The organism is Bradyrhizobium sp. 27S5 (assembly GCF_037217225.1).
GTDB lineage: Bacteria > Pseudomonadota > Alphaproteobacteria > Rhizobiales > Xanthobacteraceae > Bradyrhizobium > Bradyrhizobium septentrionale.
Genome location: NZ_CP147714.1, coordinates 7,000,012 through 7,014,336, shown reverse-complemented (window position 1 = coordinate 7,014,336; position 14,325 = coordinate 7,000,012). Strand labels below are relative to the sequence as shown.

Annotated in this window: 14 protein-coding genes; 13 read left to right on the top strand and 1 reads right to left on the bottom strand. The window is 65.6% G+C overall.

All coding sequences use genetic code 11. The annotated features are described in order from the left end of the window. Positions 1–488: 488 nt before the first annotated feature. From WDM24_RS33100 to WDM24_RS33080, 5 genes are all read left to right on the top strand, one after another. Positions 489–1,847, top strand: coding sequence for a hypothetical protein (locus WDM24_RS33100; RefSeq protein ID WP_338828752.1), 1,359 nt, complete (start codon positions 489–491; stop codon positions 1,845–1,847). An 85-nt stretch (positions 1,848–1,932) separates the two neighbouring features. Further along, the gene (locus WDM24_RS33095) at positions 1,933–2,115 is read left to right on the top strand and encodes a hypothetical protein (RefSeq protein WP_166209278.1); all 183 of its coding nucleotides are present in this window, start codon (positions 1,933–1,935) and stop codon (positions 2,113–2,115) included. Positions 2,116–2,237: 122 nt separating this feature from the next. Further along, a complete protein-coding gene (locus tag WDM24_RS33090; RefSeq protein WP_338828750.1) occupies positions 2,238–3,140 on the top strand; it encodes a J domain-containing protein in 903 nt (300 codons plus the stop codon). Beyond that, the gene (locus WDM24_RS33085) at positions 3,137–3,412 is read left to right on the top strand and encodes a chaperone modulator CbpM (RefSeq protein WP_338828749.1); all 276 of its coding nucleotides are present in this window, start codon (positions 3,137–3,139) and stop codon (positions 3,410–3,412) included. The genes WDM24_RS33090 and WDM24_RS33085 overlap by 4 nt, the downstream gene beginning before the upstream one ends. A 40-nt stretch (positions 3,413–3,452) precedes the next feature. Beyond that, entirely contained in the window at positions 3,453–3,677 is a 225-nt protein-coding gene (locus tag WDM24_RS33080) for a hypothetical protein (protein WP_021081495.1), read from the top strand. 17 nt (positions 3,678–3,694) lie between these two features. Here the strand turns inward: WDM24_RS33080 and ybaL are convergent, their stop codons facing one another. Beyond that, complete coding sequence (gene ybaL / locus WDM24_RS33075) at positions 3,695–5,428, bottom strand: YbaL family putative K(+) efflux transporter (protein ID WP_338828748.1); 1,734 nt, start codon at positions 5,426–5,428, stop codon at positions 3,695–3,697. 114 nt (positions 5,429–5,542) lie between these two features. Between ybaL and WDM24_RS33070 the strand changes: the two genes are divergently transcribed. The 8 genes from WDM24_RS33070 (at position 5,543) to WDM24_RS33035 (ending at position 14,321) form a co-directional block, all read left to right on the top strand. Next, entirely contained in the window at positions 5,543–6,208 is a 666-nt protein-coding gene (locus WDM24_RS33070; protein WP_338828747.1) for an HAD family hydrolase, read from the top strand. A 9-nt stretch (positions 6,209–6,217) separates the two neighbouring features. After that, positions 6,218–7,171, top strand: a complete 954-nt coding sequence (locus WDM24_RS33065; protein WP_338691594.1) for a sugar-binding transcriptional regulator — start codon at positions 6,218–6,220, stop codon at positions 7,169–7,171. A 342-nt stretch (positions 7,172–7,513) separates the two neighbouring features. Beyond that, positions 7,514–8,827 carry a sugar ABC transporter substrate-binding protein gene (locus WDM24_RS33060; protein WP_338828746.1) on the top strand — a complete coding sequence of 438 codons (1,314 nt, stop codon included), beginning with the start codon at positions 7,514–7,516 and terminating at the stop codon, positions 8,825–8,827. A 148-nt stretch (positions 8,828–8,975) separates the two neighbouring features. Next, positions 8,976–9,848 (top strand): sugar ABC transporter permease, encoded by an 873-nt coding sequence (locus WDM24_RS33055; RefSeq protein ID WP_338828745.1) that lies wholly within the window; start codon positions 8,976–8,978, stop codon positions 9,846–9,848. A gap of 4 nt (positions 9,849–9,852) precedes the next feature. After that, complete coding sequence (locus WDM24_RS33050; RefSeq protein ID WP_029080375.1) at positions 9,853–10,683, top strand: carbohydrate ABC transporter permease; 831 nt, start codon at positions 9,853–9,855, stop codon at positions 10,681–10,683. Positions 10,684–10,699: 16 nt separating this feature from the next. Then, positions 10,700–11,707, top strand: coding sequence for an ABC transporter ATP-binding protein (locus WDM24_RS33045; protein ID WP_029080374.1), 1,008 nt, complete (start codon positions 10,700–10,702; stop codon positions 11,705–11,707). A 145-nt stretch (positions 11,708–11,852) separates the two neighbouring features. Next, on the top strand, positions 11,853–12,626 hold the full coding sequence (locus WDM24_RS33040; protein ID WP_338828744.1) for an SDR family NAD(P)-dependent oxidoreductase: 774 nt from the start codon (positions 11,853–11,855) through the stop codon (positions 12,624–12,626). A gap of 42 nt (positions 12,627–12,668) precedes the next feature. Continuing rightward, a complete protein-coding gene (locus WDM24_RS33035; RefSeq protein WP_338828743.1) occupies positions 12,669–14,321 on the top strand; it encodes an FGGY-family carbohydrate kinase in 1,653 nt (550 codons plus the stop codon). Positions 14,322–14,325 lie beyond the last annotated feature (4 nt).

The window sequence follows — 14,325 nt, the reverse complement described above, 5'->3', positions numbered from 1 at the left end:
ATCGCCGAGCGCGGCCTCTGGCCTACCACGTTCGAGGTCCTGCGGCTGCAGATGCGCGCTTCTGGCACTCATCCGGAGGCACTGCTACGGACGCGTCGACGCGTCAGGGTAGCATCACGCCGTTATTGGCTCGGCCGATCACCGCGCGCTGCGACGTCGAGCTGCTCGACGGGTCCGGATCGTTACAATCGTGCGAATGCCAGAGTCGTGTTCGCGACGGTTTCGGAACTGGTGACGTCGCACTCTGCATGACGCAAGTGATGATGCGGCCGAATGATGCGGGCGAGCGTCGCGCGTCACTGAATCGCACGACACTGCGTCGCTGCACACTCTGAACTGCCGATGAATAGCTGCGCGAGTGTGTTTCCGCTTTGCGTCGATGCGTTTCAGGCTGGTGTAAGGTCAAAGCGCTAGCGATGACGTGCGTCGGTTCGCGCCGATGCCTGGAACTTTTGTTCCGGTTCTCACGTTCATCGAAGAGGCTCCCAATGACCACTCGTCTTCTTTCGACCGTGTCGTGTGCCGCGATCGCCACGGCGCTGTTCCATGCGACCGCCGCACCGGCGATCGCACAAGATGCGGCATGCGCGCCGGTCTCTGCCGTCGAGACGGCGCCGCCGCCGCTGCCCACCTATGATCAGCCGCCGGTGCCTGGGCCCGGCTACATGTGGTCACCGGGCAATTGGTCGTGGGACGACGAGCGCGGCGACTATTACTGGGTGCCGGGCACCTGGGTGCAGCCGCCGCGTGTGGGGCTGTTATGGACCCCGGGCTATTGGGGCGCGTTCGGCGGCGGCTTCATTTTCCATCAGGGCTATTGGGGTGATCGCGTCGGCTTCTACGGCGGCATCAATTACGGTTTCGGTTACGGCGGCGCGGGCTATGAAGGCGGCCGCTGGGATCACGGCAACTTCTTCTACAATCGCACCGTAAACAATCTGCAGGGCGCGCGGATCACCAACGTCTACGAGAAGAACGTCACGATCAATCAGACCACCATCAACAACGTCAGCTACAATGGCGGGCGCGGCGGCATCGAGGTGCGGCCGACTCCCGCCGAACGTGCGATCGCCAAGGAGCAGCACTTCGCAGCGACGCCGTTGCAGCGCAAGCAGGTCGAGACCGCAAGCCAGGATCCGAGCCTGTTCAAGCGCACCAATAACGGCGTGCCCGCTGTTGCCGCGACGGCGCGTCCCGGCGAACTGAAGGGGCCGGGCGTGGTTCGCGCGCGGCCGGCCGGCGAGGCGGTGCCTGCCGCCGCTGCGGGTCCGGCGGCCGAGGAGCCGCGGCGGCCGGGGCCCGCACCTGCGCCGGCGGACTCCCATGCGCTCCCGGTCCCGGGCAAGGAGCTTCCGCCTGCCCAGGCGAACAAGCCCGCAGTCGAGGAGAAGCGCGCCGCACCTGTTGCCGAACCGAAGGTCGAACCGCGGCCTGCGCCTGCTGAGCAGCACGCGCTGCCGGTTCCGGAAAAGGGGCTTCCCGCGCATCCGCCCGCGCAAGAGAACAGGCCCGCGGTCGAAGAGAAGCGCGCAGCGCCTGCTCCCGAGCCCAAGGCTGAGCCCAAGCTTGAGCCGCGGCCCGCACCCGAGGTGGCGCGGCCTGCCGCGCAAGCGAGCAAGCCGGCGCTGGAGCGGAAGCCCGAAGAGGTGCGCAAGGAGGAGCCGCGACCCGAGCCCGCAGCAAGGCCGGAAGCGCGGCCGGAGCCAGCAGCAAGGCCGGAGACGATGGCGCGCCCTGAAGCGCATCCGCAGCCGGCCGCACGGCCGGAGCCGCACGTTCAGGCCGCGCCGCATGCTGCGCCTGCCGCAGGTCATCCCGCTGAGGAGAAGCGGCAGGAGCAACGCTAAGATAGATACCCGCTCCGCTGGCTCGTTCCGGCGGAGCGCGGTATTGTTCCTCCTACGGGCAAGTGATCATCACTGGAGGACAGTCATGGCACAGAGTCACGGTGGCAGCGGACAGCTTGACGACGGCAAGCCGCGGCTGAGCGAGGACGATATGCAGCGCGCTCTGCTCGGTCCGCGGGGCGTGCCGGGCAAGCCGGATCCCGCCAAGATGACGCCGCAGCAGGAAAAGAACATCCCGAAATATCTCGACCCCGGGCATACGTCCTGACGCGCGCGACATGAACGCATGCTGCGTCGCCCATGGCCGGGCGCCGCGCGAGCGCTCTTGCAAATCGCCTGCTTTTGCGCCCTCATGATTGCAGGTGCACTCATGGTGTTGCGGAGCAGGTTGTGAGAAATCCGTACGAGGTTCTTGGCGTTGCGCCTGCGGCATCTGCGGCCGATATCCAGAAGGCCTATCGCAAGCTGGCGAAGAAGCTGCATCCGGATCTCAACCCGGGCGACAAGGCGGCCGAGGAAAAGTTCAAGGAAGTCGCGGCCGCGAACGATCTGCTCTCGGATGCCGAAAAGCGCAAGCGCTTCGACGCCGGCGAAATCGACGCCAGCGGCGCCGAGCGGCCGGAGCATCGCTACTACCGGGATTTCGCCACCGCGGATGAGGGGCATCCCTACGCCGACAGTTCCGGCTATGCCGACTATATGGACCAGGAGGACGCCTTCGCCGAATTGCTCCGGCGCAGCGAGCAGGCGCGTGCCAACCGCCGCGGCCGCGATTTGCATTACAGCCTCGCGATCGACTTCGCGGAATCGATTACCGGTGCGAGCAAGCGGCTGACGCTTCCGGATGGCGGCACGCTCGACGTCACGATCCCGCCGGGGCTCGTCGACGGCCAGGTCATTCGCCTGCGCGGCAAGGGCATGCCCGGCAGCGGTAAAGGTGGACCCGGCGATGCGCTGATCGAGGTCGAGGTCCGCCCCGATCCGCGCTTCACCCGCGAGGGCGACGACATCACGCTGGAATTGCCGATCTCGCTGTCGGAGGCCGTGCTCGGCGGAAAGGTCCGCGTTCCGACGCCGACCGGCGCCGTCACCATGACGGTGCCGAAGGGATCCAACACCGGCACCACGATGCGGCTGCGCGGCAAGGGCGCGCCTCGCGTCGGCGGCGGCCAGGGCGATGAACTCGTCAAGCTCAAGGTGGTGCTGCCCAAGGGACCCGATCCCGAGCTCGAGGCGTTTGTTGCGCACTGGGATCGCAAGGCATTCAATCCGCGCGAGGAAGGTGCGTCATGAACAAGCAGCAGTTCCTCATCGATGCGGGTCTGGAGGTGCAGACCCTCGAGTTCTGGATCGAGCAACAATGGCTGGTCCCGGAAGAGACCGCGAGCGAGATCAGCTTCTCCGACACCGATTTGGCGCGTGCGCATCTGATCCAGGATTTGAAGGGCGATTTCGGCGTCAACGACGAGGGGATCGACGTCATCCTGCATCTGGTCGATCAGTTGCATGGCCTGCGCCGCGCGTTCGAGCAATTGCACAAGGACATCGCGTCACAGCCTCGCTAGCAGCCCCGCATACGACGAACCACAGCCACGGGAGACGATCATGACGGACAAGCCGACGCCGCTGGCCCATGGCGAGATCGACGTTCTGATCCTGCAGGCGCTGGTGCGCAAGCTGATCGCAAAGGGTGTACTGACGCCGGACGACGTCCGCGCGATGCTGTTCGAGGCGGCGAAGAATCTCGATCTCGTCGGCAGCGAACTGACGACGGAAGCCGCCAACATCATCGTGCAGGAGGATCTGGCGCCCGCGTTTCTTGGCGGCTGAGTGCGTCCGCTGCGCCCTCAGGCCGCCGAGTCCTGCTCGGCCGCCCGCGCATCCGGTGTGGCGGCACCCGGATATCGCCGATCCAGCTCCTCGATCATGCCGCGGGCGATCTCGCGCTCGCCCATGATCACGATGTCGGCCCCGAGCCCCTTCAGGTGATCGACCTCGGCGTCGGAATGTGCGCGCGCGATGATCTGGATACCGGCATTCGCCGCGCGCGCCTGCTCGACGATCTGTCCGGCTTCGAACGCTTCGGGAATCGCAATGACCAGCGATCGTGCGCCGATGGGATTGGTTGCGCGCAGCACGCTGGCGCGTGCGGCGTTGCCCATCAGGGCCTCGATGCCACGCTGCCTGAGCTTCGCGACCATGTCGTCGGACGCCTCGACCGCGAGGAACGGCGCGTTGCGCTGATGCAGGGAATCGCCGACGATGCTGCCGACCCGGCCGTAGCCGACCAGGATGGTGTGGTCCTGCAGCTCGGTAACCGGGATCGCCTCTGAGGTCGCAACGGTCGGCGATGCCGCTTGCGGTTTCTCCAGCCGCGACGTCAGCCAATCGACGACCGCGAACACCAGCGGGTTGAGCATGATGGAGAAGATCGCGCCGGCCAGGATCAGGTCGCGGCCGGCCTTCGGCAGCAGGTTGAGCGCAACGCCGAGTTCCGCCAGGATGAAGGAGAATTCGCCGATCTGGGCGAGGCTCGCCGAGATCATCAAGGCGGTCGCCATCGGGTGACGGAACAGCACGACGATCAAGAGCGCGGCGAGCGATTTGCCGACCACGATGACGAACAGCGTCGCGACCAAGGGCCAGGGTTCGCGGACCATGCTGAGCGGATCGAACAGCATGCCGACCGAGACGAAGAACAGCACCGCGAAGGCATCGCGCAGCGGCAGGGTTTCCTGCGCGGCGCGCTGGCTGAGCGGCGATTCCCGCAGCATCATCCCGGCGAAGAAAGCGCCGAGCGCCAGCGATACCCCGAACAGCTTGGTCGCGCCGAACGCGATGCAGAGCGCGATCGCAAGCACGGCCAGCCGGAACAGCTCGCGCGATCCGGTGTGCGCGATGTAGTGCAGCACCCACGGGATCAGCCGCCGTCCGACCACCAGCATCAAGGCGATGAACACGGCGATCTTGACCAGCGTCAGCACCAGCACGCCGGTCAGTCCGAGGCCGAAGCGGGTGGCGAGCGGATCGGCCACGAGCGCTGCGCCGTCGCCGCCCTGGAAGCTCGCCACCGCCGGGAACAACACCAGCGCGAGCACCATGGCGAGGTCTTCGACGATCAGCCAGCCGACCGCGATCTTGCCGCGTTCGGTGTCCATCAACCGGCGCTCCTGCAGCGCGCGCAACAGCACCACGGTGCTCGCGACCGACAACGCCAAGCCGAACACCAGGCCGGCGCCGACGGTCCAGCCCATCAACAGCGCGAGGCCGAGGCCCATCAGCGTGGCGACCGCGATCTGGGCAATCGCGCCGGGCACCGCGATCGCGCGCACCGACAACAGGTCGTTCAGCGAGAAATGCAGGCCGACGCCGAACATCAGGAGGATGATACCGAGCTCCGCGAGCTCGGTCGCCAGCGCCTGATCGGCGACGAAGCCGGGCGTAAAGGGACCGACGGCGACACCCGCGAGCAGATAACCGACCAGTGGCGGAACCCGGAAGCGCTGGGCGATGGTTCCGAAGACGAAAGCTAATCCAAGTCCCGCGACGATGGTCGCGATCAGAGGTGTGTCATGCGGCATTTCGCCTTGTCGCACAGCATACCCAGTGGTGCACCGCGACCATTTGAGGCGCGGCATTCCGCGCGGAAATTGTGATCTATTGCTCATAGCGTGAGCATATGATCTCATGTCGGAATGGATCCGCGGCTGCCCGAGACCGATCTCGTCATCTTCGACTGCGACGGCGTGCTTGTCGACAGCGAGGCGTTGAGCTGCCGCTGCCTCGCCGAGGCGATGGTCCAGGCCGGCATCGCGATGAGCACGGGGCGGGCGCTCGAACTCTTCCTCGGCCGTAGCACCGCGGCCGTGATCGAATATGCCGCGGCCGCAGGAAAGTCTTTGCCTGCGAGCTTCCTGCCTGATCTGGCGTTGCAGGTCCGCGAGACCTTCCGATCCCAGCTCAAACCGATCGCAGGCGTCGCGGCGGTGCTGACGGATTTGCGCCTGCCGTATTGTGTCGCCTCATCGAGCGATCTCGCGCGGGTGAGGTTCTCGCTGGAGCTGACGGGCCTTGCGTCAAGCTTTGGGCCGCGGCTTTACACCTCGCAAATGGTCAAGCGCGGCAAGCCGGCGCCGGATCTGTTTCTGCATGCGGCAAGCGCGATGGGCGCCGAGCCGCGCCGCACGCTTGTGATCGAGGACAGCGTCAGCGGGGTGACGGCCGCGAGGGCGGCGGGCATGAAAGTGTGGGGATTTGTCGGCGGCGCCCACTATCGGTTGGCGGACGGCAGTGCTCTGCTGCGGCAGGCCGGGGCGGATCGAATCTTCGCCGCGATGACGGATTTCTGGATGGAAGGCTGACACAGGATTATGGCTGCGCCCGACAACGAAAAGTCTCGCCTCGACGATGCGGCGCGCGCCGGCTGGCTGTATTTCATCGCGGGCCACACCCAGGACGAAATCGCCAAAATGCTGCAGGTGTCGCGCGCCTCGGCGCAGCGCCTGGTTTCGCTGTGCCTGGCGGAGCGGCTGATCACGTTCCGTCTTGAGCACCCGATTGCAGCCTGTATGGAATTGGCGTCCCGGCTGAAGGCGCGGTTCGATCTGGTGCATTGCGACGTGGTGCCATCAGATCCGGCGGCGCCGCTGTCGAATGCAGGAATTGCCGAACGCAGCGCCAATCTGCTGGAGACGACGCTGCGCTCAGAGACGCCCGTGATCGTGGCGCTCGGCACCGGCCGCGCGGTGCGCGCCGCGGTCGAGCGGGTCTCGCCGATCGAGCGGCCCGATCACCAGATCGTCTCGCTGGTCGGCAACATCTCCGCCGACGGCTCGGCGAGCTTCTACGACACGGTGGGACGGCTCGCCGATCGCACCGGCGCGCGCCACTACCCGATGCCGCTGCCGTTCTTGATGTCGAGCGAGGACGAGCGCAATCGCATGGTGCGCATCGACCCGATCGCGCGGGTGAGGGCGGTCGCCGCCAAGGCCGATCTCCGGCTGATCGGCATCGGCCAGATGGACCAGAAGGCCCAGGTCCATGTCGACGGCTTCGTCACCCGCGAGGAATTGCTGGAGATGATGCGGCTCGGCGCGATCGGCGAGGTGACCGGTTGGGCCTATGACGCCAAGGGGCGCCTGATCAAGGGCGGCACCAACAAGCGCCTGACCAGCATTCCGCCGCAGATTCCCGCGGAGCAAACCACGATCGCGGCGGCGGTCGGCGCCGCCAAGGTGCCGTCGATCAAGGCCGCGCTGGCGGGCCGGGTGATCAACGGCCTGATCACGGATGAGGCGACCGCGCGCGCGGTGCTGGATCGCTAGACGCCACGAGTCGGGTGCACTCCCTCTCCCGCTTGCGGGGGAGGGTTGGGGTGGGGGTCTATCCTCGAATCGTATTGTGGAGAGAGCCCCCACCCGGATTGCATCTCCGATGCAATCCGACCTCCCCCGCAAGCGGGAGAGGTGCACATTGGGTGCTGCTCCAGCTCAATCCACTTCCAGTCGGCCGCTCTCTACGCCTCCGCAAAAACCACCATTCCAGGCTGCAGTGGAACCCGCAATCGCGTGGGACGGCGCACCCGCGCGCTTGACAAAACTTGGCGACAGGGTGAACATACGCCCAACACGTGGGCATATGCTCAACGTGACATAAGGGAGGTCACCTTGAAAAACGTCCTTTGCGCCGTTGCGGGCGCGGCTGCTCTTTTGATCTCTGCCCCCTCGATCGCCCAGACCACGCTGACGGTCGCGACCGTCAACAACGGCGACATGATCCGCATGCAGGGGCTCTCCAGCGAATTCACCGCGAAGAACCCCGACATCATCGTCAAATGGGTGACGCTCGAGGAGAACGTGCTGCGCCAGCGCGTGACCACCGACATCGCCACCAAGGGCGGACAGTTCGACGTGCTCACCATCGGCACCTATGAGGTGCCGATCTGGGCCAAGAAGAACTGGCTGGTGCCGCTCGACAAGCTCGGCGCCGACTATGACGTCGGCGATCTCCTGCCGAAGATCAAGGACGCGGTCTCGGTCGACGGCAAGCTCTACGCCGCGCCGTTCTACGGCGAGAGCTCGATGGTGATGTATCGCACCGACCTGTTCGACAAGGCCGGCCTGAAGATGCCGGAGAGCCCGACCTGGGACTTCGTGGTCGACGCGGCCAAGAAGCTGACCGACAAGTCGGGCGGCGTCTACGGCATCTGCCTGCGCGGCAAGGCCGGCTGGGGCGAGAACATGGCGTTCCTCACTGCGATGGCCAACTCCTTCGGCGCGCGCTGGTTCGACGAGAAGTGGGAGCCGCAGTTCAACTCGCCGGAATGGAAGAAGACGCTGACGACCTATGTCGACCTGATGAAGCAGGCCGGCCCTCCCGGCGCCAGCTCCAACGGCTTCAACGAGAACCTCGCGCTGTTCAACGCCGGCAAATGCGCGATGTGGATCGATGCCACGGTGGCGGCGTCCTTCGTGAGCAATCCGAAGGAGTCCAGGGTCGCCGACAGGGTCGGCTTTGCGCTGGCGCCGAACACCGGGCTCGGCAAGAACGCCAACTGGCTGTGGGCGTGGAGCCTCGCGGTCCCCGCCGGCTCGAAGAAGGTCGAGGCGGCCGAGAAGTTCATCGCCTGGGCAACCGGCAAGGACTACACCAAGCTCGTCGCCGCGAAGGACGGCTGGGCCAACGTGCCGCCTGGCACGCGCGCCTCGCTGTACAAGAACCCCGACTATCTGAAGGTCGCCCCCTTCGCCAAGCTGACGCTGGCCTCGATCGATGCTGCGGATCCGAACAAGCCGACCGTGAAGCCAGTGCCTTATGTCGGCGTGCAGTATGCGGCGATTCCTGAATTCCAGGGCATCGGCACCCAGGTGGGGCAGCAATTCTCGGCGGCACTGTCCGGCTCGACCACAGTGGATGCCGCACTCGCCGCTGCGCAGTCCGCGACCGAGCGCGAAATGAAACGCGCGGGCTACATCAAATAAGCCACGCCAGACCAAGCCACACCAGACAAAGCCAGGGCGCAGCACGCGCCTTGGCCGCCCGACCAGCTCAAACCTCCCGAGCTGGGCCACTCGCGACCATCCTGTCCCGCAACGGGATGGTCGCTCCTTTCGAGAGAAGGAGGCGGGGATGGCGACCCAGCAGACCCAACTGCTTGCACGCACGCTGCTCACGCCCGCGGTGGCGCTGCTGTTCATCTGGATGATCGTGCCACTGGCGCTCACGATCTACTTCGCGACCCTGCACTACAATCTGCTCGATCCCGGTTCCGAACAATTCGTCGGGCTGGAGAATTTTCGCTACTTCCTGACCGATCCGGCCTTCCTCGCCTCGCTGCAGAATACCCTGGTGCTGGTCGGCTCGGTGCTCGCAATCACGATCATCCTTGGCGTGCCGCTGGCGCTGCTGCTCGATCAGCAGGTGGTCGGGCTCTCCCTCGTCCGGCTGATGGTGATCGCGCCGTTCTTCGTGATGCCGACGGTCAGCGCGCTGGTCTGGAAGAATCTCCTGATGCATCCGGTGTCGGGCCTGTTCGCCTGGATCGCACATTTGTTCGGGCTGCCGGCGATCGACTGGTTCAACGATGCGCCGCTGTTCTCGGTGATCCTGATCATCTCCTGGCAATGGCTGCCGTTCGCGACCCTGATTCTGCTCACCGCGCTGCAATCGCTCGACGAGGAGCAGAAGGAGGCGGCCGAGATGGACGGCGCAAGCGCGATCTCGACCTTCATCTACATCACGCTGCCGCATCTGGCGCGTCCGATCACGGTGGTGATCCTGATCGAGACCATCTTCCTGCTCACGGTGTTCGCGGAGATTTTCGTCACCACCGGCGGCGGCCCCGGCCTGCAGACCACCAACATCGCCTTCCTGATCTATTCGCAGGCGCTGATCCAGTACGACGTCGGCAGCGCGTCGGCGGGCGGCCTGGTCGCGGTGGTGCTCGCCAATATCGTCGCGTTCTTCCTCGTTCGTATCGTCGGCCGGAATCTGGAGGCGTAACGTCATGGCACGGAAGGTCACGACACGGAACAAGGTGATCTCGACGGCGGCGGCCTGGCTGGTCGGCTTCCTGATCTTCTTCCCGATCCTCTGGATGGTGCTGGCGAGCTTCAAGACCGAGCTCGAGGCCTTCGCGATCCCGCCGTCGTTCCTGTTCTTCCACTGGACGACGGAGAACTATGCGACCGTGCAGGAGCGCAGCGACTATATCCATCACGCGCTCAACTCGATCATCATCGCCGGCGGCTCGACCTTGATCGCGATGCTAATCGCGATTCCGGCAGCGTGGTCGATGGCGTTCTCGCCGACCAAGCGGACCAAGGACGTGCTGCTCTGGATGCTCTCCACCAAGATGATGCCGCCGGTCGGCGTGCTGGTGCCGATCTACCTGATTTTCCGGACCTTCGGCCTGCTCGACACCCGCTCTGGCCTGATCTTCATCCTGTGCCTCGGCAATCTGCCGATCGTGATCTGGATGCTGTTCACCTATTTCAAGGAGATCCCGAAGGATATCCTCGAGGCGGCGCGGATGGACGGCGCCACGATCGGGCGTGAGCTGATCTACGTGCTGACGCCGATGGCAGTGCCGGGGCTCGCCTCGACCCTGCTGCTCAATCTGATCCTGGCGTGGAACGAGGCGTTCTGGACCCTCAACCTGTCGACGCTCGAGGCCGCGCCGCTCACCGTGTTCATCGCATCCTATTCCAGCCCGGAAGGATTGTTCTGGGCCAAACTGTCGGCGGCGTCGACGCTCGCGATCGCGCCCATTCTCGTGCTCGGCTGGTTCAGTCAGCGGCAGCTCGTCCGCGGCCTGACCTTCGGCGCGGTCAAGTAGCAGAAAGGCTTTTGCCATGGGTCAGATTACGCTGCAGGGTGTGCAAAAATCGTTCGGGCCGGTCCACATCATCAAGGGCGCCGACCTCGAGATCGCCGACGGCTCCTTTGTCGTCTTTGTCGGTCCCTCCGGCTGCGGCAAGACCACGCTGCTGCGGCTGATCGCGGGGCTGGAAGACGTCACCGGCGGCGCCATCCTGATCGACGGGCGCAACGTGGTCGACGTGCCGCCGGCCAAGCGCGGGCTGTCGATGGTGTTCCAGTCCTACGCGCTCTATCCGCATATGAGCGTGCGCGGCAACATCGCGTTCGGCCTGAAGATGGCCGGCATTGCCAGGGACGAGATCAACCGCAAGGTCGAGGCCGCCGCGGCGACCCTCAACCTCACGCCCTATCTCGACCGCAAGCCGCGCGAGCTGTCCGGCGGCCAGCGCCAGCGGGTTGCGATCGGGCGCGCCATCGTGCGCGAGCCGAAGGCGTTCCTGTTCGACGAGCCGCTGTCGAACCTTGATGCTGCGCTGCGCGTGCAGATGCGTCTCGAGGTGACGCGATTGCAGAAACAACTTGGCACCACGGCGATCTATGTCACCCACGACCAGGTCGAGGCCATGACCATGGCCGACAAGATCGTGGTGCTGAACGGCGGCAAGATCGAGCAATATGGCTCGCCGCTCGAACTCTACGAGAAGCCGGCCAACCTGTTCGTCGCCGGCTTCATCGGCTCGCCGAAGATGAATTTCGTCACCGGCGAGCCCGCGAAACAGCAGGGCGCTGCGACGATCGGCGTGCGGCCCGAGCATCTGAAGGTCGAGCGCGACGGCCAGGGCGGCTGGCCCGGCACGGTCTCGGTCGCCGAGCATCTCGGCAGTGACACCTTCCTTTATGTCGACGCCGGGCCGCAGGGCATGCTGACCACGCGCTATGTCGGCGAGCTTGACCTGCATCCCGGCGATCGCGTGTCGCTGATCCCGGATCCGGCGCGCATCCATCGGTTCGACGACAGCGGAAAATCGATCCACGCGTAGAGCATGATCCGGAAAAGTGTGAAGCGGTTTTCCGAACAGATCATGCTCAAAAAGAAGTTAGGACGCGGGCTTTTTCGCAGTTGATTTCGCTCTGGCCGGGGCGGCACGCCCGCGAAATGCGGGCTCTAGGCAAAGGAAGAAGAAAATGTATCTCGAAAAATTCAGGCTCGGCGGCAAGACCGCCATCATCACCGGTGCCGGCCAGGGCATCGGCCTCGCTTGCGCCGAAGCGCTGGCGGAAGCCGGCGCCAAGGTCATTATCGGCGACCGCGACGCCAAGGTCGCCAATGATGCGCAGGCGGCGCTGAAGGCCAAGGGCTTCGACGCCGACATCGCGCTGATGGACGTGACGGATTCCGGCCGCGTCGCCGCGGTCGCCGACGAACTGGTCCGCAAATACGGCAAGGTCGATATTCTCGTCAACAATGCCGGCATCGCGCGCAGCGAGACTCCGGCCGAGACCGTGACTGACGAGCATTGGCTCAACGTCATCGACGTCAATCTGAACGGCACCTTCTGGTGCTGCCGCGCCTTCGGCAACCACATGCTGAAGGCGAAGGCCGGAGCCATTGTCAATGTCGGCTCGATGTCCGGCTTCATCGTCAACAAGCCGCAGGAACAATGCTTCTACAATGCCTCCAAGGCCGCGGTGCACCATCTCACCAAATCGCTGGCGGCCGAATGGGGCGCGCGCGGGGTTCGCGTCAACGCGGTGGCGCCGACCTATATCGAGACCCCGCTGAACGCCTTCGTGAAGAACAGCCCCAGAATGTACGACGCCTGGATCGGCGGAACCCCGATGGCGCGGATGGGGCAGGTCGACGAGATCGCGTCCGTCGTCTTGTTCCTCGCCTCCGAGGCGGCGAGCCTTATGACCGGAAGCATCGTTCTTGTCGATGGCGGCTACACTTGCTGGTAGGGTTGCGCCGAACGATCAGGCTCAACAAAAGATAGAGCGGTCATGCGGCAAGCCTATATCGGGGTGGACGTCGGGAGCACCAGTGCCCGGGCGGGGGTATTCGACGAGGCCGGGAAGCTGTTGGGGTCGGCCCGGCATCCGATCCGGGGCTGGCATGAGCCCAGCGATATCGTCGAGCAGTCCTCCGACGATATCTGGGCGGCCTGCGTCGCCTCCGTGCGCAATGCAATGCGCGAGGCGGCGGTTGCCGCTGAGCAGGTCAAAGGCATCGGATTTGACGCGACCTGCTCGCTGGTGGTGCTCGACAAGGCCGGACGACCGCTGACCGTCAGCCCGTCCGGCGATCCCGCGCGCAACGTCGTGGTCTGGATGGACCACCGCGCGATGGACGAAACCGAATTCGTCAACGCGACCGGTGATCGCGTGCTGCGTTATGTCGGCGGCGCCATCTCGCCGGAGATGGAGATCCCGAAAATCCTGTGGCTGAAGCGGCATCTGCCCGCGACCTTCGAGGCCGCCGGCCACTTCTTCGATCTCGCCGATTATCTTTCGTTCCGCGCCACCGGCTCGCAGGCGCGCTCGACCTGCACCGTCACCTGCAAATGGACCTATGTCGCCGGCGAGGGCGGCTGGAGCGAATCGTTCCTCAAGCGGGTCGGGCTCGAGGCCCTCGCAGCCGACCGCTTTGCTCGGATCGGCGCCGAGATCGTGCCGCCCGGTTCGCCGCTCGGCCGCGGGTTGTCGGAGGATGCTGCGCGCGAACTCGGCCTGCTGCCGGGAACCGCGGTCGGCGCTTCGCTGATCGATGCCCATGCCGGCGGCGTCGGCGCGATCGGCGGCCGCGACGGCTCCGGCGCCGAGGTCGATGTCTGCAAGCGGCTCGCCTACATCATGGGAACGTCGGCCTGCATCATGGCGACGACGGTCGAGCCCTGTTTCGTGCCGGGCGTCTGGGGGCCGTATTTCGAAGGCATGGTGCCGGGCTTCTGGCTCAATGAGGGCGGCCAGTCCGCGGCGGGAGCGGCGGTCGATCACCTGCTGAAATCGCACCCGGCGCATGCCGAGGTTTTGGCCGCCGCGAAGCACGACGGCGTCGACGTCATCGAGTACCTCGAGAAGCGCATCCTGGCGCGTGCGGGCGACGCCGGCACGGCGGCGCTGCTTGCGCGCAATGTTCACGTCCTGCCGGAATTTCTCGGCAACCGGTCGCCCTATGCCGATCCGGGATCGCGCGCCGTGATCGCGGGGCTCGATCTCGACACCGACGTGTCGGCGCTGGAGCGGCTGTTCATCGCCGGCCTGTGCGGGCTTGCCTATGGCCTTGCCGACGTCATCGACGCGCTGCAGGCGCATGGCGTCAGTGGCAAGACCATCGTGATCGGCGGCGGCGCGAGCCGCAGCCCGCTGGTGCGCCAGATCATGGCCGACACCACCGGCTACACGGTGGCGTTGCCGCAGACGCAAGAACCCGTGCTGCTGGGCGCCGCGATGCTGGGCGCGGTCGCCAGCGGTGCGCACAATTCGATCAATGCGGCGATGGCCGGCATGTCGGCGCTCGGCCGATTGAGCGAACCGACCAGGCCCGAGCTTACCGAGTTTCACGACCGCAAGCGCGGCGTGCACAGGATGCTGCGGGCGCTCGACCGCGACAGCCGCGAGGCGATGAAGCGGGCGCCCGGCGAGGCGCCGACGTAAGGTG